Source organism: Kocuria sp. LHG3120, assembly GCF_049897445.1.
Lineage (GTDB): Bacteria > Actinomycetota > Actinomycetes > Actinomycetales > Micrococcaceae > Kocuria > Kocuria rosea.
Genome location: NZ_JAFCWG010000009.1, coordinates 22,307 through 45,660, shown reverse-complemented (window position 1 = coordinate 45,660; position 23,354 = coordinate 22,307). Strand labels below are relative to the sequence as shown.

Sequence of the window (23,354 nt, the reverse complement as noted above, 5' to 3'; positions counted from 1 at the left end):
GGGTGTCTCCCGCCAGTCTGTCGCGGCCGGCCCTGGGCCGTCTACCGGGTGCTGTCGGCGTCGTCGCCGGACTCGACGCCGGCGAGCTCCTCCTGGGAGCCGTGGCCGGTGCGCGCCCGCGTGCGGGCGTCGACGGCCAGCAGGGCGAGGATGACGACGCAGCCGGCCGCCGCCGCGAGCAGCTGCACCCACAAATCCCCCTCGGGGGAGAGCAGCGTGCGGTCCTCGAGCTGCCAGGGCCACAGCGTGCGCAGGGCGCCGAGCATGAGCCCGGTGAGCGCCAGCATGGTGACGCGGTGGTGGTGGTCGAGGAGCCACTGCAGGCCCTTGACGATGACCACCATGCCCAGGGCCGCCCCGAGGAAGAACAGGGACAGGTAGCCGAGGTCGAGCTCGTCGACGGCCCGCAGCGTCGGCTGGTAGAGCCCGATCGTCAGGAGCAGGAAGGAGCCGGAGAGCCCGGGGAGCAGCAGCGCGGACACCGCGACCATGGCCGCGAGCACGATGAGCAGCGGCGCGGGGGCCACCGTGGTGGGCGGCACGGACACGAGCACGAACGCGAGCACGGCCGCGAGCGCCATGACGGCCGCGTCCCGGGCCCGCAGGGCCCCGCCCGCCAGACGGAGGGGCACCCCGATGGAGGCCAGGACCATGCCGAAGAACAGCGCCCGCATGGTGACGGGGTACTCCTCGACGAGGTGGCTCATGGGCCCGGCCACGGTGAGCAGGGCCGCGACCATGCCGATCACCACGGGCACCACGATCCGCCAGTGCACCCGGGCCAGGTGATGCCGCACCCCGGCGGCGCGGTCGGGCCCGAGCAGCGCCCGCCTGCCGGCGGAGACCACGTGCCCGGCGGAGTTGATGAGCTCGTCGTAGATGCCGACCACGAGGGCCACGGTGCCGCCGCTGACCCCGGGGACGGTCTCGACCACGCCGATGAGCGCGCCGCGTACCACGTTGCCCGGGATGCTGCGGCGGACCTCCCCGCCGGGAGTGGTCGTGGCGGTGGTCGTGGCGGTGGTCGTGGTGGCCGGCGGTGTCGAGGGACGGTCCGGGGGCGACGAGGGCGTCACAGGTGCTCCTGGGCAGGGGAAGAGGGGACGCCTGCCAGGGTACCGGGGCGGGCGCCCGCCCCGGCGGCCCCGGGTGTGCCGCCGGACACGCGTGCGTAGACTGGCCCGACCGCACGAGCCTTCGACCCAGGAGCCCGCCATGAGCCCCAACCACGTCGGTTTCGCCCTGATCCTGCTGGCAGCGCTGTTCCTCGTGGGGAAGTGGTTGCGGGTCCGGGTGCGGTGGATCCAGAAGATCTTCCTGCCCAGCTCCATCATCGCGGGCTTCCTCGCCCTGCTCGCCGGCCCCCAGGTCCTGGGCCGGGTCGGAGAGGCCGCCGGGGTCGGCTGGCTCGCGGACGGGGGCGTGTTCACCCCGGAGATCCTCGAGGTCTGGGCCACCCTGCCCAGCCTGCTCATCAGCGTGGTCTTCGCGACGCTCTTCCTCGGGGCGTCCATCCCCGGTCCGCGGCGCGTCGCCCGGCTCGCCGGCCCGCAGCTGTCGGTGGGGCTCGCCTTCGGCTCCGGCCAGTACGTCGTCGGCCTGCTGCTGGTGATCGCGGTCCTCGGTCCCCTGTTCGGGATCTCCCCCATGGCCGGAGCCCTCATCGAGATCGGCTTCGAGGGCGGCCACGGCACCGCGGCCGGGATGCGCCCCGTGATGGAGGAGCTCGGCTTCGAGGAGGGCGCGGACCTGGCCCTGGGCATGGCCACGATCGGCCTGGTGGGCGGCATCGTCATCGGGATCGCCGTCATCAACTGGGGTGTGCGCACCGGGCGCACCAAGGTGCTCAAGGGCAACGTGGAGCAGTCCGTCGAGGAGCAGAAGGGCCTCTACCGCCGGGACGAGAACATCCCCGCGGCCATGATGACCTCCCGGCCGGCCTCGATCGAGCCGCTGACCCTGCACGTGGCCGTGGTGGGCATCGCGATCCTCATCGGCTACCTCATCCTCACGGCCCTGCAGTGGGTCGAGCAGGCCCTGTGGGCGGACACCGTGGAGCTGCTCGCGTTCGTGCCCCTGTTCCCGCTCGCCATGCTGGGCGGCGTGGTGGTGCAGCTGGTCATGGACTGGCGGGGCATCGGCCACCTGCTGGACCACCAGATGATGCTGCGCATCCAGGGGCTCGCCCTCGACTTCCTGATCCTCGCCGCGATCGCGACCCTGTCCCTCACCGCGATCGCCGCGAACTGGGAGGTCTTCCTGGTCCTGTCCGTCGCCGGCGTCGTCTTCTGCACCGGCTTCCTGCTCCTCTTCGTGCCCAAGGTCATCCCCGACTACTGGCTCGAGCGCGGCATCGCGGACTTCGGCCAGTCCATGGGTGTCACCGCCACCGGCCTCATCCTGATGCGCATCGCCGACCCGCACGACGAGAGCCCGGCGATGGAGGCCTTCGGCTACAAGCAGCTGTTCTTCGAGCCGTTCTTCGGCGGCGGGCTGATCACCGCCGCCTCGGTGCCGCTGATCTACCAGTTCGGCCCGTGGCCGCTGCTCGTCGTCATGTCGGTGCTGTTCGTGGTGGCGCTGGTCGGCGGCATGTCCTACCGCAAGCGGCTCGTGGCGGCCGGCTCCGCCGACGCCGTGCATGCCCGGCAGGCCTGACGGGCCATGAGCGACGTCCTCGTGGCCACCGGTCACGGGCAGATGCCCGTCCACGTGGCGGTGCCCGACAGCCCGGGGCCCTGGCCCGGGGTGGTGCTCGTGCACGACTTCACCGGGATGAGCCAGGACCTGCGCCACCAGGCGGACTGGCTGGCGGGCGCGGGGTTCCTCGCCGCGGCCCCGGACCTCTTCCACTGGGGCGGCCGGCTCCGCTGCCTGCGCACGATCATGAAGGACATCGGCGCCCGCCGGGGACGCACGTTCGACGACGTCGAGGCGGCGCGGTCCTGGCTCGCCGCGCGCCCCGACTGCACGGGCCGGATCGGGGTCGTCGGCTTCTGCATGGGCGGCGGCTACGCGCTCGCCCTCGCCGTGGAGCACGGGTTCTCGGCCGCGAGCACGAACTACGGCGGGTGCCCCGAGGGCGCCGAGCAGTGGCTCCCGGACGCCTGCCCCATCGTGGGCAGCTACGGCGGGGCGGACACCACTCCCCTGGGCGCCGACGCCGGCCGCCGCCTGGAGGGCATCCTCACCGAGACCGAGGTGGCGCACGACATCAGGATCTACCCCGGGGTGGGTCACGGCTTCATGAACGACCACGACCCCGAGGACCTCTCCCCGATGCTGCGGGTGCTCGGCCGGTTCAGCCGCACGGCCTACGACGACCCGGCCACCCAGGACGCCCGGCGCCGGATCGTCGCGTTCTTCGACCGGCACCTGCGGGAGCCGGCCGGTCCGGACGGAGCGCAGGACTCCGAGGGCTGAGCCCCCGGGGGCGAGGGCGCGCACGACACGGATGACGGTGTGCGACGACGAATTCGTGACGTGTTGTTGTTCACGCGCCCGGCCGGGACGGCCGTCACAGAACGCCGCCCTCGGCACCCTCCTGGCAACCGTTGCAGGTTGCCGACCGGACGGGGGTGTGACGAAGCTCAAGACCCACGGGCCGTTTGTCAAATCGGGGTCGCTGCGCAGGTCACCGCGGACAGTGCACCATGGAAGCACACACGAACGAAGACTTGATGGGAGGTGGCGGAATGACCGCTGCTGAGAAGTGGATGACCGACCTGAGCCAGATCCAGCCCGGCGACCGGCTCGAGATCTGGGACGAGTTCTACGAGAGCTGCGTCGGCACCGTGGGGCAGGTCTCGCACCCCCTGGGCGTCCTGTGGGTCCTGGAGGCCGGCACCGGCGTCCGCCGGCTGTTCTCCTTCGAGGACTGCCGCCTGCGCCCCGCGCCCCTGGCCCTCGCGGCCTGACCGGACACGGTCCACGACGCCCGATCGGGCCGGTACGCACCGGCGCCCGGTCGGGCGTCGTCGTACCCTGGGCCCGCCCGGCCGCGCACGGCAGGATGGACCCATGAGCATCCTCATCGGCCTGGACATCGGCGGCACCACGACCCACGGCCTGCGGGCCGAGGACGGCCGCCCGGTGCAGGAGGTCGTCGGCGGCAGCGCCAACGTGCAGAACGTCAGTCCCGCCCAGGCCTCCCGCGCCCTGGCCGGCGTCCTCGGTGAGCTGGGCGCCTCCGCCGCGGACGTGGTCGTGGCAGGGGCGGGCGGCGTCGACACGCCCGCGGACGCCGAGGCGCTGCGCGCGCTCATCGCCCCGCACACGGGGGCGGCGCGGATCGTCGTCGTGCACGACACCCGGCTGGTCCTGGCCGCCGGCGGGTGCAGCACCGGCATCGCGGTCATCGCCGGCACCGGCTCCGCCGCCTGGGGCGCCGCCCCGGACGGCCGGGAGGCGCGCGCCGGCGGCTGGGGGCACCTGCTGGGCGACGAGGGCAGCGGCTACTGGCTGGGCCGGGAGCTCGTGCGCCGCGCCCTCGCCCGGCTCGACGACGGGCTGCGGCCCGACGCCCTGGACCGGGCGGTGCTGGCGCACTGCGGGATTCCCGAGCCCGGTCAGCTCATCGAGCGCTTCCACAGCGGCGCGGACCGCGGGTTCTGGGCCGGGCTCTCCCGGGTCGCCTTCGAGGCCGCGGCGCACGACGACGACGCCCTGCAGCTGGTGGAGCGCGCGGCCGGGGCGCTGGCCGACCTCGCCGGCACCGTGTCCCGGCGGCTGGAGCTGACCGGCCCGGTGGTGGTGGGCGGTGGCCTGGCACGGCACCAGCCGCTGCTGCGGGACCGGCTGCAGCAGGCCGCCGCGGCCCGCGGTCTCGGGGAGCTGCGGGTGCTCGAGCGCGATCCCGTGCACGGCGCCCTGCGTCTCGGCGAGCGCCGGTGACGGCAGAGCCGCCGGGGAGCCCTACCCTGAACGGGTGACCACCCTCGCTCCCGCCCGCGGCCCCCGGCTGCGCCCGACCCTCTACGTGCTGGCCGCCGTCGTCTCCGTCCAGTTCGGCGGGGCCCTCGCCGCCGTCCTGGTGCCCCTGATCGGGGCGTCCGCCACGGTGACCATGCGGCTGCTCATCAGCGCCGCGATCATGCTGGCCGTCATCCGGCCGCGGCTGCGCGGCCGGAGCCGGGAGGCGTGGCGGTCCGGCCTGTTCTTCGGGGCGGCCCTGGCCGGCATGAACTTCGCGTTCTACCAGTCCCTGGCCACCCTCCCGCTGGGCGTGGCCGTGACCATCGAGTTCCTGGGCCCGCTCGCCCTGTCCGCCGTGCTCTCCCGCCGCGGCCGGGACGTCCTCGCCGTGGCGGCGGCCCTGGGCGGGATCGTGCTCATCTCCCAGGCCCTCACCGTGCCGTGGGCGGAGCTCGACCTCGCCGGCATCGCTTGGGCCGCGCTGGCCGGGGCGGGCTGGGCCGCCTACATCCTGGGCAGCCGGTCCGCGGGCCGGCACTTCGACCAGCTGGACGGTCTCGCCGTGGCCCTGGTCGTGGCGGCGGTCCTGGTCACCCCGGTGGGTGTCCTCACGGCGCACGTCCCCGCCCTGACGTGGGGCGTGCTGGGCGCGGGGGTGGGGATCGCGATGCTCTCCTCCGTGGTCCCCTACTCCCTCGAGCTGCTCGCGCTGCGGGCCATCCCGCCCAAGGTCTTCGGGATCCTGCTGAGCCTGGAGCCCGCGGTCGCGGCCCTCGCCGGGCTGCTGGTGCTCGGGCAGGCGCTCACGGGCCCGCAGCTCGTGGGCATGGGCCTGGTCGTGGCCGCGAGCGCCGTGATCATGGTGGGCGGGAGCTCCCCCGAGCTCGCCGCGGACGCCGCGGCGGACCCGGCGGCCCGCGAAAACTGATCAGTCCCCTGTTCAATGTCGGACGGCCGTGATGGGATGGAGACCATGGAAGCCAACGAGATCATGGACCGCATCCGCTCCGCCCGGGACCACGCCCTGGAGCAGGAGCGCGAGGAGCGCAGCAACATCGAGAACGCCGACACCGCGGACAAGCAGGGCGCGGCGAGCGTGCGCCTGGCCACCCGGCAGGCCGTGCGAGAGGCCTTCGACGACATTCTCGGCGAGAGCACCGACCCCGGGCAGGACGGCTGAGCGCCCGGACGGCAGCGCGCCCGACCGGCGTGACGAGCGTCCCCGGAGTCCTCCGGTGACCCGCACGGCCGTGGTCGGCGCGGGCATCGTGGGCCTGGCCGCCGCCCACGCCCTGCGGGCGCGCGGCGCCGACGTGACCCTGTACGAGTTCGGGCCGCCCGGCGGCGGGCAGTCCGCCGGGCAGGGCCGGATCTTCCGGCACGCCCACGAGGACCCCCGGCTGGTGGCGCTGGTCGCCCGCAGCCGGGCCCTGTGGCGGGAGTGGGAGCAGGAGTTCGGCGTCGAGCTGGTCTCCCCCGACGGCGCCGTGGCGATCGGGGACGGCGTGGAGGGCAAGCTCCGCACCCTGGAGCCGTTCGAGGACGTCCCCGTGCGGCGCCTGTCGCCCGCGGAGCTGCACGAGCGGCTGCCGCTGCTCGCCGACTGGACCGGCCCGGCGATGCTCGACGTCCGCGGCGGCGCCATCCGCACCCTCGCCGCCGTCGCGGCGCTGTCGCGCCGGCTCGAGGGGTCGATGCTGCGCGAGCACGTGCTCGCGGTCCGGCGCACGGGCACGGGAGCGGTGGAGGTGCGGACCGGGACCACCTGCGAGACCTACGACCACGTGGTGCTGTGCGCCGGCCGGGGCACCGCCCCGCTGGCCCGCGGCGCCGGGCTCGACCTGCCCGTGGCGGTGGGCGCCCACGTCCGCATCACGTTCGCCCTGGCCCCGGACGGACCGGCCCGTCACGGTCCGGTCCCGGACGGAGCGTCCCCCGGTGCCGCCCGGGGCCTGCCGACCTTCCAGGACGGCAGCGGGGCCTTCGGCGAGACCGGCGTGTACGCCGCGCCGTATCCGGACGGCCGCCACTTCTCGGTGGGCCTCAGCGCCGACACGCCCGCCCACCCGGACGGCGGCCTCGCCGATCCCGCGGCGCTCGCCGCCCTGGCCGACCGGACCGTGGCCTACGTGCGGCGCGCCCTGCCCGGCCTGGACCCGCGCCCGGTGGACCACGTGCACTGCTGGGTCACCCGGCTGCCCTGGGGCGACGACGGCGTGGGGATCTGGTCCGAGGACGGGCTCACCGCCCTCGCCGGGCACAACCTGTTCAAGCAGGCCCCCGCGCTCGGCGAGGCGCTCGCCGGGACCGTGCTGACCGGCACGGTCCCCGGCCACCTCCACCACGGGGAGCAGCTGGGCCGCTCGGCCGGCTGAGCGGACCCGGTAGCGCGTCCGAGCGGGCGCCTAGCCTGGAACGTGTCGGAGGTCACACCGCATCGTGTCCGGGTCCCGGACGCCGTGGCGGACCCCCGGCGGCACCGCTGCACCCGCTTCCCGGAAGGACCTTCGCCATGACCACGCACACCGAACCCTGGCCGGCCGGCACGCCCTGCTGGGTGGACCTGATGGCTTCTGACCTGGGCCGCACCCAGGCCTTCTACCGCGACGTGCTCGGCTGGACCTACTCCGAGTCCCAGCCCGAGTACGGCGGCTACTGCAACGCGCTGCTCGGCGGTCGGGCCGTCGCCGGGCTCTCCCCCACCATGGAGGGCATGGCCGACGCCCCGCACGTCTGGTCGGTCTACCTGGCCACCGAGGACATCTCCGCCCATGCCGCCCGGGCGGTCGAGGCCGGGGCCACCCCGGTGTTCGAGCCCATGGAGGTCGGGGCCTTCGGCTCCATGGGGATGTGGGTCGACCGCACCGGGGCGGCCTTCGGCATGTGGCAGGCCCACGAGCACACCGGCTTCGAGGCGTACGGGGAGCCTGGCGCGGTGGTCTGGTGCGATCTCATGACCGGTGATCCCGCCGCCGCCCAGGGCTTCTACGCCGCGGTCTTCGGCTACGCCTACCAGGACATCGGCGACGACCGGATGCCCTACGCCCTGTTCACCGTTCCCGGCGGGCAGATGCCCGCCGGCGGCATCGGCGGTCTCGACCCCGCGGCCGGTGACGCCCGGCCCGGCTGGTCGGTCGCGTTCCAGGTCGAGGACGTCGACGCCGCCGTGCGCCGCGTGCGCGAGGCCGGGGGGTCGGTCGTCCAGGAGCCCTCCGACTTCGAGTACGGGCGGATGGCAGCCGTCGCGGGACCCGACCAGGAGGTCTTCGTGCTGATGACCCCGAAGGAGGAGATGTAGCTCCCCTGCCGGGGCGCCTCAGCCCCGGTCGAGGCGTCCCAGCGCCGCGGCGACCGGGCGGGCGCCGGCCAGACCGGGCAGCGCGGCGAGGTCCTCGTCGACCGCCAGCAGGTCGGCACGGGCGGCCGGGTCCGCGAACAGCCGGCTGACCCACGCCCGGTGCGGACCGGGGTCGCCGTAGCGGGTGCCGGGCCACCGCCACCGGGCCGCCCCGGAGCGGGCGAGCCGGCGCGCGCTCGCACTGCGGTCCAGTCGCGCTCCGGCCTCCTCGGCGAAGAACGCCAGGTGCCGCTCCTTCAGTCCCACGATCTCCCGGGCCGTACCGGCCAGCCGGGGCTCGACTGCCCCCAGCCGCCGGTAGACCGCGGCGAGCACGGCGGTGTCGAGTCCTCCGGTGACCATCTGGGCGCCGGTGGTCTCGGCGCCCAGCAGATTGCTGGAGACCGCGCCGAGCGCGGGCCGGGCCCGTTCGTCCCAGGTCCGCCGGGCCCGGCCGAGGTGCGTGTCGGCGGGCTCCCGGGCCGTGCGGCCGTTGGCGGCCAGGACAGCTCCCAGGGTCTCGGCGAGCCAGTGCTGCTCGTAGGCCCACGCGGTGAGGAAGGCCGTCACCCGGGCCTCGGCGTGGGTGGGGGTGACCAGCAGGTCCCGCAGCCGGTCCAGCAGGCCGCGCTCGACGCACCACAGGTGCGCCAGCACCTCCAGGGTCCCGGGGGCGAGGTCGTTCAGGGCCTGGAGGTCGAGGTCGGCCGGGCGCAGCGCGTGCGGGTCGCGCGCGTAGGCGCGCACGTCGAACCCGGGTGCGCGCACGTCGGACCGGGGGCCGCCCACCGCGGAGGTGCTGCTCGCGCTCACGCGGCCACGCCCCGGGCGTCCAGGGCGTCGGCCACCACCGTCAGTCCCTCCATGCCGGGCAGCTTCGCGATCTGGCGGTCGATGGCCTCGACCTCCCGGCGGCCCTCGGCCCCGGCGAAGAGGTGGCCCATGACGTGGGTGACCTCCTCCTCGGGCGAGACCCCGGAGCCGACCGGCTGCCAGGCGGTGCGCAGGGCCAGGCGGGCGAGCTTCTGCGCCTTCGGGCTGTCCTGCAGCCGGGCCCGGGCCTGGGTGGTGTAGAACGCGATGTGCTTGGTCTCCTGCGCGGCGATGCGCCGCAGCAGCGGGGCGAGCACGGGGTGGTCCTCGAGCGCGGCCAGGCGCCGGTAGGCGGCGGCCGCGGACCGCTCGTTCACCGCGCCCCAGAGCATGTGCACGGCGACGAAGTCGGTGCCCACGATGTTGGACAGCAGCGACTGCTTCACCGGGTTGATGCGGTCGCGCCAGCCGAGCTTGACCCGCTTGGCCTTGAGCTCGTCGAAGGCCACGGTGATCCCGTGCAGGGACAGCACGTGGGCGAGGGCCTCCCCGTGCCAGAACTCCTCCCGGTTCCACATGGTCATGAAGGTGCTGACCTCGGGGTCCTTGCGGGAGGGGCTGACGAGCATGTCCCGCAGGTAGCAGACGGTGTGGAACTCGACGTCGCACATGTACCGCAGCGTGCGCAGCGTCTCCGGGGGCAGGGGGTCCTCGCGCAGGGCCTCGAGCCCCAGGTCCTCCCAGTGCAGACTGGTGGACTCCTCGGCGAACCGGTCGATGTCGAAGGCCATGACGCCTCTTTCTCCTCCTCGATGGGGTGCTCTCGTGAGGATGTTCGGCGCCGGGGAGGCATCGGATGGGTGGGGCGGGCCCGGACCTGCCCGCTACGACCGGCGGGCGGGGCTGAGCACCCGCGGCTCGTAGCGGACGGGTTCGAACGTCCGGGCCACGAGCTCCCGCAGGGCCTCCAGGGTGCCGGAGAGGACGCCGGCGGCCCGCAGCTGGACCAGGACGTTGCCGATCGCGGTGGCCTCCACGGGGCCGGCGTGCACGGTGCGGCCGGTGCGGTCGGCGGTGAGCTGGCACAGCAGGGCGTTCTGCGACCCACCGCCCACCACGTGCACGGTGCGGATGCTCCGCCCGGACAGCCGCTCGGCCTGCTCGATCGTGGAGGCGTAGGCCGCGGCCAGGGACTCCAGGATCGAGCGCACCACCTCGGCGCGGCCGCGCGGGGGCTCGACGTCGTGCTCCCGGCACCAGGCGGTGATGCGGGCGGGCATGTCCCCCGGGGCGGTGAAGCGGTCGTCGGTGGCGTCGAAGACGGCCACGGGGCGGGTCACGGCGGCGGCCTCGGCGAGCAGGGCCGAGAGGTCGCTGCTGCGCTGGGCGTCGGTGGCGCCGGGCCCGTCCCAGCTGCGCATGGACTCGGTGAGCAGCCACAGTCCCGAGACGTTCTTCAGGTAGCGGACCCGCCCGTCCACCCCGCCCTCGTTGGTGAAGTTCGCCGCCCGGCTCTCCTCGCCGAGCACCGGGGCCTCCAGCTCGATGCCGACCAGCGACCAGGTCCCGGAGGAGATGAAGGCCGCGTCCTCGGCGGTGCTCGGCACGGCGGCCACGGCGGAGGCGGTGTCGTGGGAGCCGACGGCGGTGACCGGCAGGCCTGGGCCGGCGCCGAGCTCGGCCGCCACCGCCGGCAGCAGCTCGCCGATCGTGGTGCCGGGGGCGACGACGGGGGCGAGCAGCTCCCGGGCGAACCCGAGCTCGTCCAGCAGCCGGGTGTCCCACTGCCCGGTGCGGGCGTCGAGCAGGCCGGTGGTGGAGGCGTTGGTGGCCTCGGCGACCTGCTGCCCGGTGAGCCAGTAGGCGACGAGGTCGGGGATCAGCAGGGCCCGGTCGGCCACGGCCAGGTCCCCGGCGAGCCGGTCGGCGGCGAGCTGGAAGACCGTGTTGAACGGCAGGTGCTGCAGCCCGTTGCGCCGGTACAGCTCCTCCCGCCCCACCCGTGCGTGGACCGCCGCCACCCCGGCGGCGGTGCGCTCGTCCCGGTAGTGGTAGGGCACCCCGAGCATCCGCCCGTGGCGCAGCAGCGCGTAGTCCACCGCCCAGGAGTCGACGCCGACGGAGACGACGTCGTCCTCCTGGCGGAGGGCCTGGGCCAGCCCGGCGGTCACGGACCGGTGGAGCTCGGTGATGTTCCAGTGCAGACCGGCCCGGTCCCCCTCGTGCAGGCGCACGGGCTGGTTGGGGAAGCGGGCCACGTGGCGCATCCGGAGCCTCCCGTCCACGAGGCCGCCGAGGATCACACGCCCGCTGGTGGCCCCGAGGTCGACCGCGGCGACCGCCGCGGTGGTGCGCACCGGGCTCACCGGAGGAAGGCGGCGGCCACGCCGGCGTCGACGGGCACGTGCAGGCCGGTGGTGTGGGAGAAGTCGGCGGTGCACAGGGCGAAGACCGCGTTGGCGACGTTCTCGGGCAGGACCTCCCGCTTGAGCAGGGTGCGCTGGGCGTAGTACGCGCCCAGCTCCTCCTCCGGCACGCCGTAGACCGCGGCGCGCTTGGCGCCCCAGCCGCCGGCGAAGATCCCGGAGCCGCGCACCACGCCGTCCGGGTTGATGCCGTTGACCTTGATCCCGTGCTCGCCCAGCTCGGCGGCGAGCAGCCGGACCTGGTGGGCCTGGTCGGCCTTGGTGGCGGAGTAGGCGATGTTGTTGGGCCCGGCGAAGATCGAGTTCTTCGAGGAGATGTAGACGATGTCCCCGCCCAGCCCCTGGGCGATGAGCACGCGGGCCGCGTTCTTGGAGACCAGGAAGGAGCCCTTGGCCATCACGTCGTGCTGCAGGTCCCAGTCCTTCTCGGTGGTCTCCAGCAGCGGCTTGGACAGCGACAGGCCGGCGTTGTTGACCACCAGGTCCAGCCCGCCGAAGGCCAGCACGGCGTCGGCGATCGCGGCCTGCACGGCGGCCTCGTCCGAGACGTCGACGGCGACGCCGACGGCCACGTCGGTCCCGCCGAGCTCCGCGGCCGCGGCGCGGGCCTTCTCGGCGTCCAGGTCGGCGATGACCACGCAGGCGCCCTCGGCGGCCAGGCGGGCGGCGATGGCCCTGCCGATGCCCGAGGCCGCCCCGGTGACCAGGGCGATCCGGGTGGCCAGCGGCTGGGGCTCGGGCATGCGCCGGAGCTTGGCCTCCTCCAGGGCCCAGTACTCGATGCGGAACTTCTCGGCCTCGTCGATCGGGGCGTAGGCGGAGATGCCCTCGGCCCCGCGCATGACGTTGATCGCGTTGAGGTAGAACTCCCCGGCCACCCGGGCCGTCTGCTTGTCCTTGCCGAAGGAGAACATGCCCACCCCGGGGACGAGCACGATCGCCGGGTCCGCCCCGCGGATCGCGGGCGAGTCCGGGCCGGCGTGGCGGTCGTAGTAGGCCTGGTAGTCCGCGCGGTAGGCCTCGTGCAGCTCCTTCAGCCGCGCGACGCAGTCCTCGACCGGGGCGCCGGCGGGCAGGTCCAGGACCAGGGGCTTGACCTTGGTGCGCAGGAAGTGGTCCGGGCAGGAGGTGCCCAGTGCGGCCAGGCGCGGGTGTGTGGTGCCGGCGAGAAACTCCAGCACCCGGGCGTCGTCGGTGAAGTGGCCCACCTGCGGGCGGTCTGCGGAGGCCAGTCCGCGGATCACGGGGGCCAGGGCCGCGGCCTTGGCCCGGCGCTGCTCCTCCGGCAGCGCCCCGTAGCCGTCCAGGACCGGGCCGAAGGGCTCGGCCGGGGAGTGGGCGTCGATGTAGGCCTCGGCGGTGTCGATGATCCACCGGGAGTTCGCCTCGGCCTCCTCCGAGGTCTCGCCCCAGGCGGTGATGCCGTGCCCGCCGAGGATGCACCCGATCGCCTCCGGGTTCGCCTCCTTGATCGCCGCGATGTCCAGGCCCAGCTGGAAGCCGGGGCGGCGCCAGGGCACCCACACGGCCTTCCCGCCGAAGATCTCACCGGTGAGCCGCTCCCCGTCGGCGGCGGTGGCGACCGCGATGCCGGAATCGGGGTGCAGGTGGTCCACGTGGGCGGCGTCGACCAGCCCGTGCATGGCGGTGTCGATGGACGGCGCCGCCCCGCCCGCCCCGTGCCGGCAGTAGTCGAAGGCCGCGACCATCTCGTCCTCGTGCTCGGCCCCGCGGTAGACGCCGGTCAGTGCGCGGACCCGGTCCAGCCGCAGCGCGGCGAGGCCCTTCTCGGTGAGGGTGCCGAGGTCCCCGCCGGAGCCCTTGACCCACAGCAGCTCGACGCCCTCGCCCGTGACGGGGTCGGTCGCGGTGCCCTTGGCGGAGGTGTTCCCGCCGGCGTAGTTGGTGTTCTTGGGGTCCGCGCCGAGCCGGTTGGAGCGGGCGATCAGGTCGGCGACGACGGAGTGCGTGGTGGTCTGCATGATCAGGTGTCTCTCTGCGAGGTGGTGTGCAGGGGGGTGAGGTCAGGAGGCCCAGGAGGCCTGGGTGCCGCCGACGCGCTCGGCGGCCAGGCGCTGCTGGTGCCCGGAGGCGGCGTAGGCGGCCATCGGGTCCGCCGGCAGGCCGCGGGCCTCGCGCCAGTCCGCCAGGGCGGGGCGGACGTCGGTGTAGAAGGCGTCCATCAGGACCTGGTGTGCGCCGAGCACGTCGCCGGCCTCCTGGGCGGCGGTCAGGGCCACCCGGTCCAGCAGGAGGGCGCGGGCGGTCATCTCCTGGACGTTGAGCACCGAGCGGATCTGGCCGGGGATCTTCTCCTCCACGTTGTGGCACTGGTCGAGCATGAAGGCCACGCCGGAGTCCGGGTCCAGGGCCCCGCCGCGGATGACCTCGACCATGATGCGGAAGAGCTGGAAGGGGTCCGCCGCGCCCACGATGAGGTCGTCGTCGGCGTAGTTGCGGGAGTTGAAGTCGAAGGAGCCGAGCTTCCCGAGCCGCAGCAGCTGCATCACGATGAACTCGATGTTGGTGCCCAGGGCGTGGTGGCCGGTGTCCAGGCAGACGAGCGCCCGCTCCCCGAGGGCGGTGACCTGGGCGCAGGCCGTCCCCCAGTCCGGGACGTCGGTGTGGTAGAACGCCGGCTCGAAGAACTTGTACTCCAGCACCAGCCGCTGCTCCGCCCCGACCTGGGCGTAGATCTCGGCCAGCGACTCCGCCAGCCGGTCCTGGCGTCCACGCAGGTCCTGCTGGCCGGCGTAGTTGGAGCCGTCGGCCAGCCAGATCTTCAGGTCCCGCGAGCCGGTCCCGTTCATGATCTCGAGGCACCGCAGGTGGTGGTCGACGGCCTTCCGGCGCACTGCGGGGTCCGAGTGGGTGAGGGAGCCGAACTTGTAGGCCTCGTCCTGGAAGGTGTTGGAGTTGATCGTGCCCAGCGCCACCCCCTGGTCGGCCGCGTACCGGGCCAGGGCCCCATAGTCGTCCACCTGGTCCCACGGGATGTGCAGGGCGACGCTCGGGGCCAGTCCGGTGAACCGGTGCACCGTGGCGGCGTCGGCGATCTTCTCCTCGACCGTGCGCGGGGTGCCCGGGGTGGAAAAGACCTTGAACCGGGTCCCCGAGTTGCCGAACGCCCACGAGGGCAGCTCGATGGCCTGGGCGGCCAGTTGGGGCGCGATGTCGTCGAATGCAGTCATGGGCTTCACATCTTCCGTGCGGGGATCGGGGACGCGACCGGGACGGCGGCGTGATCAGCGATTGAATCGTTTCATGACGATACGCGGTGATCCGGGTCACGTCAAGACCCGATCCGGGCGCCTATGGCGAGGCCCTCCGTCCTCGCCGGAGATCCCGTCGGACAAAACTGTGGCGGGGGTATTGAAACGACTCAAAGTGTGACTACGATGGCCCGGTACTGAGAGGCACCTCACATGCCGCGGTCGGCGGGACGTCCGGACCGCCCCCGCGGAGCATCACCGCCTCTCGTCCCCGGCCGGTCGTTCCGACGGCCCCACCACGAAGGAGTCCCGCATGGGCGCCCATCCGTCCGCCGCGACGCTGCAGGAGCTGATCGAGCTGCCCGAGGAGATCACCCGCACCCGCCGGTGCTTCCTCCTCCACGTCCGCCCCGAGAAGCTCGCCGAATACGTCGAGGTGCACCAGCAGGTCTGGCCCGCGATGCTCGCCGCCCTCCGGGAGACCGGCTGGCGAAACTACTCCCTGTTCCTGCACCCGGAGGACGGGCTGGTCGTGGGCTGCTTCGAGGCCGACGACGTCGCGGCCACCCAGGCGCTCATGGACGACCACCCGGTCAACGCGCGCTGGCAGGCCGAGATGGCCCAGTACTTCGTCGAGGGGTCGCACCCCGAACCGCTCCTCCAGTACTTCCACCTGGCCTGAGCCGGGACCACCACCCGCACGGCACCACCGTCACCGTCACCGTCACCGTCACCGAAGGATCACCCATGACCACCACCAAGCTCGGGGGCTGGAAGGCCACCATCGCGGTCTCCATGTCCAACTACATCGAAGCCGGGTCCATCATCGCGCTGGCCACCAGCCTGAGCCTGTGGCAGGAGTACTTCGGCTTCACGAACCTCGCCGTGGGCCTCGTGGCCGCGCTCAGCGCCAACGCCTTCGGCGCGGCCCTCGGCGCGCTGATCGGCGGGCCGCTCGGCGACCGGTACGGGCGCAAGTTCATCTACACCTACGACCTGATCCTGTACATGATCGGCACCGCCTTCGTGATCTTCGCCGTGGCGCCGTGGATGCTGGTGCTCGGCGTGGTCCTGACCGGCATCGCCGTGGGCGCCGGCGTCCCCGTGGCCTGGACCTACATCGCCGAGGAGGCGCCGTCCGAGGCCCGGGCGAAGCACGTGGGCACCGCCCAGTTCGCGTGGTCCCTGGCCCCGGCGCTGGTGTTCCTGTTCGCCACCTTCGTGGTGCCGCTGGGGCTGCTGGGCACCCGCATCGTCTTCGCCCACCTGTTCGTGGTCGCCTTCGTCACCTGGTGGGTCCGCCGGGGCCTCTCCGAGTCCCACACCTGGAAGAAGTCCGACGAGGAGCGGCGCGCCTCGGAGGCCACCGGGATCAAGCGGCGCAACTACCGCGAGCTGCTCACCAACCGCACCAACCTCAAGGCGCTGCTCTTCCTCGTGGGCGTGTACGCGCTGTGGAACCTCGTCGCGGGGCAGATGGGCATCTTCATGCCGCGGGTGTACGAGACCGCCGGCGTCGAGTCGGCCACCCAGCAGAACCTGCTCCAGGTGCTGCTGTGGAGCTTCACGGTGCTGGCCACCTGGTTCGGCTTCATGCGCTACGGCGACCGGGTCGACCGGCGCCTGCTCTACGGCATCGGGGCGCTCCTGGGGATCGCCGCCTGGGTGCTGCTGGTCTTCGCCCACGTCACCATGCCGGTGCTGATCCTCTTCGCCGTGCTCTGGGGCGTGTCCGCCGGCATCGGCGCCCAGGCGTTCTACGCCCTGTGGGCCGCGGAGATGTTCGCGACCCGCTACCGTGCCAGCGCGCAGGGCGTGCTGTTCTTCGTCGCCCGCATCGTCGTGGGCCTGCTCAGCTACTGGTTCCCCACCCTGCTCGCCGAGCACGGCGTGCCCTTCGTGGGCATGATCATGATCGGCGCCCTCCTGGTCGCACTGCTCGTCGGCGTGATCGGCGCCCCGGACACCCGCGGCAAGAGCCTGGAGCAGATCGAGGAGGACCGCTACGGGACGCCCGCCTCCCGGCCGGCCCAGCCGGTGGGCTGAGCGCGGCGGACCGCAGCGAGACCACCGGGCCGCGGCTCCTCGGCGCGCCGGCCGAGGAGCCGCGGCCCGGCGCGTCGAGGGGACCGCGGCCCGCCCGCGCGCCGGGCACGTCGGGCGGCCGGATCGTTAGAATCGAGGACCTGGACAGTTCCGAGGGAAAGTGACGACGTGACCCCTGCGCGACCGGCGGTGAGCATCAAGGAGGTGGCCCGGGAGGCCGGGGTGTCCATCGGCACCGTCTCCAATGTCCTCAACCGCCCCGAGGTGGTCTCCGAGGACCGCCGCCGCCGTGTGCTCCGGGTCATCGAGGACCTGGGCTACGTCCGCAACGACGTCGCGCGCCAGCTCAAGGCCGGCCGCTCGCGCACCGTGGGGCTCGTGGTGCAGGACTCGGCCAACCCGTTCTACAACGAGATCGCCCTGGGCGCGGAGACGGCCGCCGAGCGGCTGGGCCAGGCAGTGATCATCGGCAACGCGGGGCTCTCCCCCGAGCGGGAGAGCCTGTACCTGGACCTGTTCGAGGAGCAGCGGGTCCGGGGCGTGCTCGTCACCCCCCAGACCCCGGAGCGGGCCCGCGTCGACGTCCTGCGCTCCCGCGGCACCCCGGTGGTGCTGGTGGACGAGCACGCGGCTCCCAGCGAGTACTGCTCGCTGGCCGTGGACGACGTCGAGGGCGGCCGCGCGGCCGTGGCGCACCTCCTGGGGACGAGCCGTCGGCGGATCGCCTACGTGGGCGGCCCCGACTCCCTGCACCAGGTCCGCGACCGCCGGGCGGGGGCGCAGCGGGCGGTCGAGGCCGTGCCCGGTGCGTCCCTGGAGTCCTTCGGCACCACCGCCCTGACGGTGCTGGAGGGACGCCGGGTCGGCGAGCAGATCCTCGAACTCCCCCCGGGGCGACGCCCCGAGGCCGTGTTCGCCGCCAACGACCTGCTGGCGCTCGGGCTGCTGCAGGCCTTCGCGTTCACCCACCGCGTCCGGGTGCCCGAGGACATCGCGCTCATCGGCTACGACGACATCGACTTCGCGACCTCGGCGATCGTCCCGCTCTCCTCGATCCGCCAGCCCGCGCGGCTGATCGGGCGCACGGCCGTGGAGCTGCTGGAGGACGAGATCACCGACCCCGGCCACCACCACCGTCACGTGAGCTTCCAGCCCGAGCTCGTCGTCCGGGACTCCACCCGCCCCGCGGCCTGAGCCGCCGAGCGCCTCGCCCGGGCCCCTGGGGCTGCGTGGGCCCAGGAGTCACGCGGGCGCGAGCCGGTGCCGCAGCATCTCGGCCCCCTCTCCCGCCAGCCGGTCCAGCCCGGCGCGGCGCCCCGTGAGCAGGAGCAGCAGCGCGGCGGCCGGTCCCCGGATCTCGGGGCCCTCGCCCGCGACCCAGGAGACGTCGGTGGCGACGAGCCGGAAGCCCTCCAGCGGCAGGTGCCGGAACACCCGCGCCGTGCGCGTGCCCCCGGTGGACCGCACGCGCTCCGCGGCGACGGCCGCGGCCTCCGGGGGCATCTCGAGCTCGAGGCCCAGCGGCACGGCGATGTCCTGGCCGTGCACCAGGATGTCGGTCAGCGTCTCGAGGCTCGTCACACCCACGTTGTGCCGCCGGGAGCCCACCGTGGCGCGGATTCCTGCGACCAGGCGGTCCGCCGGACGGCGGGCGCGGTCACGGGCGGACTCGAGGATGACGTGGTTGAGGCCGCCCGGGTGCCGCAGCGCGGACAGCAGCGCGGCGCCGAGGCCCAGCTGCTGCAGCGTCAGGTGGGCGGCGACGTCCCGCACCGTCCATCCCTCGCACAGCGACGGGTGGTCCCACTGCTCCCCGGAGAGCCCGGCGAGCAGGTCCGCCGTGCGCCGGCGCTGAAGGTCGATCACGGCCCAGACGTCGTCGTCGCCCATCGGGCCGGTCGTGCTGTCCTTCCGGACCGTGCTCATGGTCCTGCCTCCTCGCCCGCGGACGGGGCCGTCACCGGGCCCCTCGTGTCCTCCGGGTGACCCTATTATAGTTCGTTCATAGGACTATTTCGAGGGGCGGCATGACAGAACAGCTCAACATCGGGGTGCTCATGTTCATCGCGCACCGCTCGGCGGAGAACCGGATCGTGGAGGCGGTGCGTCGGGCCGGCTACTCGGACCTCACCGTGCCGCAGGCGCGCATCCTGGCGCGGATCGGCCCGGACGGGACCCGCCTGTCCGAGCTGGCCGAGCAGGCGCAGGTGGCCAAGCAGACGGCCACGGTGCTGGTGGACCGGCTCGAGCGCGCGGGCTATGTGGAGCGCACGGTCGACCCTCGCGACGCCCGGGCGCGGCTGGTGCGGATCGCGGGCCGGGGAATGGAGCTCGTGCCGATCGCCCGCACGGAGGAGGCCCGGATCGAGGCGGAGTGGAGTGCGCACCTGGGCGAACGGAGGATGCGCCACCTGCGCGAGGCGCTTACAGCACTGCGCGAGATCACCGACCCGCACGCGGGGCCGGAGGAGCAGGGGTGAGGCTCAGGCCTCCTTGGGGATGATGATCCACAGGGCGATGTAGACCAGCTCCCCCACGCCCACCAGGCCGAAGACGATGAAGCCCAGCCGCAGGAGGAACTTCGGCAGTCCGAAGCGGGCCGCCAGGGCCGCGCAGACGCCGGCGATGAGCTTGCCGTTGCGGGGGCGGACCAGAGAAGTGTTCATGCCCGGATCCTACCAACGCGCCCCGGGACACGCCCGGGGGCGGGACCGTCCGGTCCGGGCGGAGCGGACGGCCCCGGCCGGCGTCAGAGGTCGACGACGCCCTTGTCGCCCTTGATCGTGTCGCCGGTGACCTTGGACTTCACGAGGTTGGCCACCTGGGTGACCTTGCCGCCGCCGGGGGTGTCCCAGTACTCGGCGGAGCGGCCGGTGACCTCGATGAGGATGTTGTTCGGGTTCTCCGGCCCGCCCTCGAGCCAGGAGCCGGTGAAGCTGTCCCACAGCTCCTTGAGCTTGGCCTCGTCGTTGAGCACCAGCGCCGTCCCGGTCAGCGAGACCCAGGCGCCGTCCCCGGCGTAGGCGACGTTCACGGCCGGCCGCTGCTGCAGGTCCTGGACCTGGTCCGAGGTGCGCTCGGCGATGAAGTACACGGTGCCGTCGAATTCCACGTCCTGCGTGGCCATCGGCTTGGAGATCAGGTTCCCGTGCTCGTCCGCGTGGGTGAGCATGGCGATCCGGGTGTCCTTGATGAGCTGGCGCACCTTGGCGGTGCCGTTGTCCTGGTCGGTCATGGGGAGGTCCCTTCTTCGGTGGACTGCTGACGGTGTTCGACTGCTGAACTGCGGTCCGCGGCGCGGAGGGCCAGTCTATGAACCCCGAGCGCGTCGCACGAGGGGTGGGCCGGCGAACGGCCCCGGCCAGGCCGCGGGGAGGACCGCCGCGGCGACCCTTCCTACCGGCCCTCCGGCGCCTCGGCGGCGGCCGGGACCACCGCGTTGCGCGCGGTGGAGACCGGCAGGTTCACGGGGCACGCCATCTGCCCGGCGAGGCGGTGGACCACGGCGAACGCGCTCAGGGCGAGCGCCAGCACCCCCAGCCAGGGCTGGACGGGCGCGAACCACGTCAGGGCCCCGGTGGAGCCGAGGGCCAGCAGCGCGAGCTTGTTGCAGACCGGGCAGCCCACGGCGAACCAGGCGGCGAACGTGCCGACCGCGCCCAGCCGGGCGCTGCGGCGCTCGCCGGACTCGACGGCCCGGGCCACGGTGGCCGCGGCGACGTCGTCGTCCCCGGGAAGCGGGGTGCCGCCGGCCACGGGGGACACGTAGGAGGCCACGAGGACACCGGTGAGCGCCGAGGTGGCGATCCAGACGGGGTAGTTCCACCACACGGGCGGGATCTCGCGGCTGAAGACGCCGTTGGGGATGAGCACGGTGGCGAGCCCCAGGACCAGGGCGGTGGCGAGCCCCGCGAGCACCGCGACGCCCCACTGGCGCGGACCCCACAGTCGGAGGGCCTGGGTGGCGGGGCGGAGGCGCTGCGTCATGGGCGGGGTGCCTTTCGGTGGGACGGGGTGGTGCCCCCACTGTGTCGTGGATCGCGGTCCCGCACCAGCGCGGGGACCAGCCGCACCAGCACCACCATCCCCACCAGCTCGACCAGGGTCTGGGTGACGACGACGAACGGCGTCAGCGCGAGCCGCTCCGGCAGCGCCAGGGCCAGGGGGAGCACCACGAGGGAGTTGCGGGTGACCCCGCCGAAGACCAGGGCCCGGGAGACCGGCACGTCCAGGCGGGCGAGGCGGGCGGCCAGGATCCCGATCGGGACCATGAGCACCAGGAAGCCGGCGTAGAGCGGCACGACCGCCGCGAGGTCGGCCAGCTGCTCCCCCACCCCGCGCACCTGCGAGGCGATCACGGTGAACAGGGTCAGCGCCATGAGCGGCACCATCGCCGCGCCCGTCGCGGACTCCAGCCGCCGGGCCGCGGCGGAGCGGGACGCCGCCCGCTGCACGGCCGCCGCCGCGGCCAGGGGCAGCAGGATCAGGAGCACGAACGCCTCCACGAAGGGGCCCAGCTCCACCAGGGCCACCGCCTCCGGGCCGGCGAGGAGCAGCAGGTAGGCAGGCAGGAGCAGCATCTGCGCGAGCATCAGCAGCGGGGCGGCCGCCAGCAGCCGGTCGGCGGCGCCCCCGGCGAGGCCGGCGAAGACGATGACGTAGTCCACGCAGGGGGCCAGCAGCACGAGCAGCACGCCCAGCAGCAGGGCCTCGTGCCCGGCGACCGGCCGGGACAGCCCGAGGACCACGACCGGGACGACCACGAAGTTCACCACCAGCAGCGCCGCGAGGAAGCGGAGGTCCGCGAAGGCCCGGCCCAGTGCGGCGAACGGGACGGCCAGGAACGTGGCGAACAGCAGCAGCCCCAGGACCGGCGTGATGGCCGGGGCGAGCGCCGGCGCACCGGGCACCGTCCAGCCCACGAGGACCGCGGCCGCGATGGCCACCAGGTACACGGCCACCTGGTGGCGCTCGGCCCGTGCGGCGACTGTCGGTGCGTTCACCCGCCCAGCCTAGGGGCAGACCCTCCGGGGGGTGCCGGCGGCCGTCGCCGGTCCGCACCCCGATAGCCTGGTGGAATGCAAACGCACACGGCCCGCACGGAGGCCGCCCGGGTCGATGCCCTGCACGCCCTGAAGATCCTGGACACCCCCCGGGAGGAGCGCTACGACCGTGTGGTGCGCCTCGCCCAGGACGTCTTCGGGGTGAAGGCCGCGGCCGTGAACCTCATCGACGCCGACCGGCAGTTCACCAAGGCCGAGGCGGGACTGGACGGACTCGTCCACGCCACCCGCACCGACTCGCTGTGCGCGCGCACCGTCGACCGGGACGCCCCGCTGATCGTCGCCGACGCGATGACCGAGCAGCGCTTCACCGGCAGTTCGTTCGTCACCGGGGACGACCCGGTGCGCTTCTACGCCGGCCACCCGCTGCACGCCCCCGGCGGTGAGCCGGTCGGGTCCCTGTGCCTGGTCGACAGCGTCCCGCGCGAGCTGGACGAGCGGGAGCGGCGCATCCTCGCGGAGATGGCCGGGTGGGTGGAGCGCGAGCTCGCGGCCCAGATGGAGCTGGACCGGGCCGAACAGATCCAGCAGATGCTCATGCCCCGCACCGGGCTGGTCACCCCCGCGGTCGAGGCCGCCGGCCGGTGCCTGCCGGCGCGGTCCATCGGCGGGGACTTCTACGACTGGATGGTCCTGGGCGACGAGGTGCAGGCGATGGTCACCGACGTGATGGGCAAGGGCATCCCCGCGGCCCTGCTGTCCGCCTCCGCGCGCGCCGTGCTGCGCGGGACGTTCCAGTACAACCCCCCTGCGGAGGCCATGAAGCGCGCGGCCGGGGCGCTGACCCCGCTGCTGGAGGAGGCGGGGGCGTTCATCACCGCCTTCATCGCCCGGGTGCACACCGGGACCGGGGAGATGAGCTACATCGACGCCGGCCACGGCCTGGCGCTGATCCTGTCCCCGGACGGCGCCCACCGCCGGCTGATCTCCTCGGGCCCGCCCCTGGGGGTCGTGGCCGAGTGGATCTGGGACGTGCACACCACCACGCTGCTGCCCGGACAGACCCTGCTGGTGGTCTCCGACGGCTACCTGGACTTCTTCGACGACCTCGAGGCGGCCGTCGCGACCGCCGCAGCCCTCAACACGCTGGCCGGCACCGCCGAAGAGCTCGTGATGCTGTGCAGCGACTACGCCGGCACCTCCGGCGCCGATGACGACACGACGATCCTCGCGCTCCGGCGCACCGCCTGAGCACCCACCGGTCGCTGCGCCCGGTCCGAGGGCTCACCCCACGTGCCGGCAGGCGGGCTCGCTCGTGTAGGTGAGGACCACCTCGTCGTCCTCGGGGCGTTCCCGGGAGGAGCGGTGGCTGACGGCGGCCAGCACCGCGGTGATGACCTCCTCGTCGTCCTCGGGGCGTTCCCACTCGGAACTCCCGCGGCCGGGGGGTCGCCCGGCGCTTCCGGCCGGTGCGGCGCCGGGCCGGGTCTGCTCCCGGGGCAGGACCTGGAACCCTCGGACGCCGGTACCGATCGTCTGCGGTGCCGGCCGTGCGGGCGGTGTCGCCCCGGAGTGGATGCTGGTCGTGGTGGTCATCGCGCTT

25 protein-coding genes are annotated in these 23,354 nt (G+C 73.7%); 13 read left to right on the top strand and 12 right to left on the bottom strand.

The window, feature by feature from the left end; translation table 11 throughout:
• Positions 1–41: 41 nt before the first annotated feature.
• Positions 42–1,076, bottom strand: coding sequence for a DUF368 domain-containing protein (locus tag ACP7CD_RS16195; protein ID WP_426120633.1), 1,035 nt, complete (start codon positions 1,074–1,076; stop codon positions 42–44).
• 139 nt (positions 1,077–1,215) lie between these two features.
• Here ACP7CD_RS16195 and ACP7CD_RS16190 point away from each other — a divergent pair, with 139 nt between their 5' ends.
• The 8 genes from ACP7CD_RS16190 (at position 1,216) to ACP7CD_RS16155 (ending at position 8,212) form a co-directional block, all read left to right on the top strand.
• Positions 1,216–2,658, top strand: coding sequence for a sodium/glutamate symporter (locus tag ACP7CD_RS16190; protein WP_017834010.1), 1,443 nt, complete (start codon positions 1,216–1,218; stop codon positions 2,656–2,658).
• A 6-nt stretch (positions 2,659–2,664) separates the two neighbouring features.
• Positions 2,665–3,423 carry a dienelactone hydrolase family protein gene (locus tag ACP7CD_RS16185; protein ID WP_126346882.1) on the top strand — a complete coding sequence of 253 codons (759 nt, stop codon included), beginning with the start codon at positions 2,665–2,667 and terminating at the stop codon, positions 3,421–3,423.
• A 272-nt stretch (positions 3,424–3,695) separates the two neighbouring features.
• Positions 3,696–3,917: a hypothetical protein gene (locus ACP7CD_RS16180; RefSeq protein WP_035925329.1), complete on the top strand. Its 222-nt coding sequence runs from the start codon at positions 3,696–3,698 to the stop codon at positions 3,915–3,917.
• A gap of 103 nt (positions 3,918–4,020) precedes the next feature.
• Complete coding sequence (locus ACP7CD_RS16175) at positions 4,021–4,893, top strand: N-acetylglucosamine kinase (protein ID WP_426120632.1); 873 nt, start codon at positions 4,021–4,023, stop codon at positions 4,891–4,893.
• 34 nt (positions 4,894–4,927) lie between these two features.
• Positions 4,928–5,842, top strand: a complete 915-nt coding sequence (locus ACP7CD_RS16170; RefSeq protein WP_126346881.1) for an EamA family transporter — start codon at positions 4,928–4,930, stop codon at positions 5,840–5,842.
• 45 nt (positions 5,843–5,887) lie between these two features.
• Complete coding sequence (locus ACP7CD_RS16165; RefSeq protein ID WP_017834015.1) at positions 5,888–6,094, top strand: hypothetical protein; 207 nt, start codon at positions 5,888–5,890, stop codon at positions 6,092–6,094.
• Positions 6,095–6,149: 55 nt separating this feature from the next.
• Positions 6,150–7,289: an NAD(P)/FAD-dependent oxidoreductase gene (locus ACP7CD_RS16160; protein ID WP_126346880.1), complete on the top strand. Its 1,140-nt coding sequence runs from the start codon at positions 6,150–6,152 to the stop codon at positions 7,287–7,289.
• A 137-nt stretch (positions 7,290–7,426) separates the two neighbouring features.
• Entirely contained in the window at positions 7,427–8,212 is a 786-nt protein-coding gene (locus tag ACP7CD_RS16155) for a VOC family protein (protein WP_017834017.1), read from the top strand.
• 18 nt (positions 8,213–8,230) lie between these two features.
• Here the strand turns inward: ACP7CD_RS16155 and ACP7CD_RS16150 are convergent, their stop codons facing one another.
• The 5 genes from ACP7CD_RS16150 to rhaI form a co-directional block, all read right to left on the bottom strand.
• The gene (locus ACP7CD_RS16150; protein ID WP_017834018.1) at positions 8,231–9,064 is read right to left on the bottom strand and encodes a hypothetical protein; all 834 of its coding nucleotides are present in this window, start codon (positions 9,062–9,064) and stop codon (positions 8,231–8,233) included.
• Positions 9,061–9,855 (bottom strand): hypothetical protein, encoded by a 795-nt coding sequence (locus ACP7CD_RS16145; protein ID WP_017834019.1) that lies wholly within the window; start codon positions 9,853–9,855, stop codon positions 9,061–9,063. Before ACP7CD_RS16145 ends, ACP7CD_RS16150 begins: the two co-directional genes overlap by 4 nt.
• A 93-nt stretch (positions 9,856–9,948) precedes the next feature.
• Positions 9,949–11,421, bottom strand: coding sequence for a rhamnulokinase (locus tag ACP7CD_RS16140; RefSeq protein ID WP_426120631.1), 1,473 nt, complete (start codon positions 11,419–11,421; stop codon positions 9,949–9,951).
• A 5-nt stretch (positions 11,422–11,426) separates the two neighbouring features.
• The gene (locus ACP7CD_RS16135; RefSeq protein ID WP_426120630.1) at positions 11,427–13,472 is read right to left on the bottom strand and encodes a bifunctional aldolase/short-chain dehydrogenase; all 2,046 of its coding nucleotides are present in this window, start codon (positions 13,470–13,472) and stop codon (positions 11,427–11,429) included.
• A 42-nt stretch (positions 13,473–13,514) separates the two neighbouring features.
• Entirely contained in the window at positions 13,515–14,681 is a 1,167-nt protein-coding gene (gene rhaI / locus ACP7CD_RS16130; RefSeq protein ID WP_426120629.1) for an L-rhamnose isomerase, read from the bottom strand.
• 334 nt (positions 14,682–15,015) lie between these two features.
• Between rhaI and ACP7CD_RS16125 the strand changes: the two genes are divergently transcribed.
• From ACP7CD_RS16125 to ACP7CD_RS16115, 3 genes are all read left to right on the top strand, one after another.
• Positions 15,016–15,384, top strand: a complete 369-nt coding sequence (locus tag ACP7CD_RS16125; RefSeq protein ID WP_017834025.1) for an L-rhamnose mutarotase — start codon at positions 15,016–15,018, stop codon at positions 15,382–15,384.
• A 65-nt stretch (positions 15,385–15,449) separates the two neighbouring features.
• A complete protein-coding gene (locus ACP7CD_RS16120) occupies positions 15,450–16,748 on the top strand; it encodes an MFS transporter (protein ID WP_017834026.1) in 1,299 nt (432 codons plus the stop codon).
• 168 nt (positions 16,749–16,916) lie between these two features.
• Positions 16,917–17,942, top strand: coding sequence for a LacI family DNA-binding transcriptional regulator (locus tag ACP7CD_RS16115; RefSeq protein ID WP_229587110.1), 1,026 nt, complete (start codon positions 16,917–16,919; stop codon positions 17,940–17,942).
• A gap of 48 nt (positions 17,943–17,990) precedes the next feature.
• On the opposite strand, the gene ACP7CD_RS16110 is transcribed toward ACP7CD_RS16115, so the two are convergent.
• Complete coding sequence (locus tag ACP7CD_RS16110; protein ID WP_426120628.1) at positions 17,991–18,674, bottom strand: maleylpyruvate isomerase family mycothiol-dependent enzyme; 684 nt, start codon at positions 18,672–18,674, stop codon at positions 17,991–17,993.
• A gap of 101 nt (positions 18,675–18,775) precedes the next feature.
• On the opposite strand from ACP7CD_RS16110, the gene ACP7CD_RS16105 reads away from it, so the two are divergent.
• Positions 18,776–19,228 (top strand): MarR family winged helix-turn-helix transcriptional regulator, encoded by a 453-nt coding sequence (locus tag ACP7CD_RS16105; RefSeq protein WP_426120627.1) that lies wholly within the window; start codon positions 18,776–18,778, stop codon positions 19,226–19,228.
• A gap of 3 nt (positions 19,229–19,231) precedes the next feature.
• Here ACP7CD_RS16105 and ACP7CD_RS16100 read toward each other — a convergent pair whose 3' ends face one another.
• The 4 genes from ACP7CD_RS16100 to ACP7CD_RS16085 all read right to left on the bottom strand — a co-directional run bounded on the left by ACP7CD_RS16100 (position 19,232) and on the right by ACP7CD_RS16085 (position 21,751).
• Positions 19,232–19,414, bottom strand: a complete 183-nt coding sequence (locus tag ACP7CD_RS16100) for a PspC domain-containing protein (RefSeq protein ID WP_017834030.1) — start codon at positions 19,412–19,414, stop codon at positions 19,232–19,234.
• Between the two features lie 83 nt (positions 19,415–19,497).
• Complete coding sequence (locus ACP7CD_RS16095; protein ID WP_426120626.1) at positions 19,498–19,983, bottom strand: pyridoxamine 5'-phosphate oxidase family protein; 486 nt, start codon at positions 19,981–19,983, stop codon at positions 19,498–19,500.
• A gap of 161 nt (positions 19,984–20,144) precedes the next feature.
• Positions 20,145–20,735: a hypothetical protein gene (locus ACP7CD_RS16090; RefSeq protein WP_035925287.1), complete on the bottom strand. Its 591-nt coding sequence runs from the start codon at positions 20,733–20,735 to the stop codon at positions 20,145–20,147.
• The gene (locus ACP7CD_RS16085; RefSeq protein ID WP_426120625.1) at positions 20,732–21,751 is read right to left on the bottom strand and encodes an arsenic resistance protein; all 1,020 of its coding nucleotides are present in this window, start codon (positions 21,749–21,751) and stop codon (positions 20,732–20,734) included. Before ACP7CD_RS16085 ends, ACP7CD_RS16090 begins: the two co-directional genes overlap by 4 nt.
• Positions 21,752–21,826: 75 nt before the next feature.
• On the opposite strand from ACP7CD_RS16085, the gene ACP7CD_RS16080 reads away from it, so the two are divergent.
• Positions 21,827–23,002 carry a PP2C family protein-serine/threonine phosphatase gene (locus ACP7CD_RS16080; RefSeq protein ID WP_115163149.1) on the top strand — a complete coding sequence of 392 codons (1,176 nt, stop codon included), beginning with the start codon at positions 21,827–21,829 and terminating at the stop codon, positions 23,000–23,002.
• 33 nt (positions 23,003–23,035) lie between these two features.
• Here the strand turns inward: ACP7CD_RS16080 and ACP7CD_RS16075 are convergent, their stop codons facing one another.
• The gene (locus tag ACP7CD_RS16075; protein WP_035925281.1) at positions 23,036–23,347 is read right to left on the bottom strand and encodes a hypothetical protein; all 312 of its coding nucleotides are present in this window, start codon (positions 23,345–23,347) and stop codon (positions 23,036–23,038) included.
• Between the last annotated feature and the right edge of the window lie 7 nt (positions 23,348–23,354).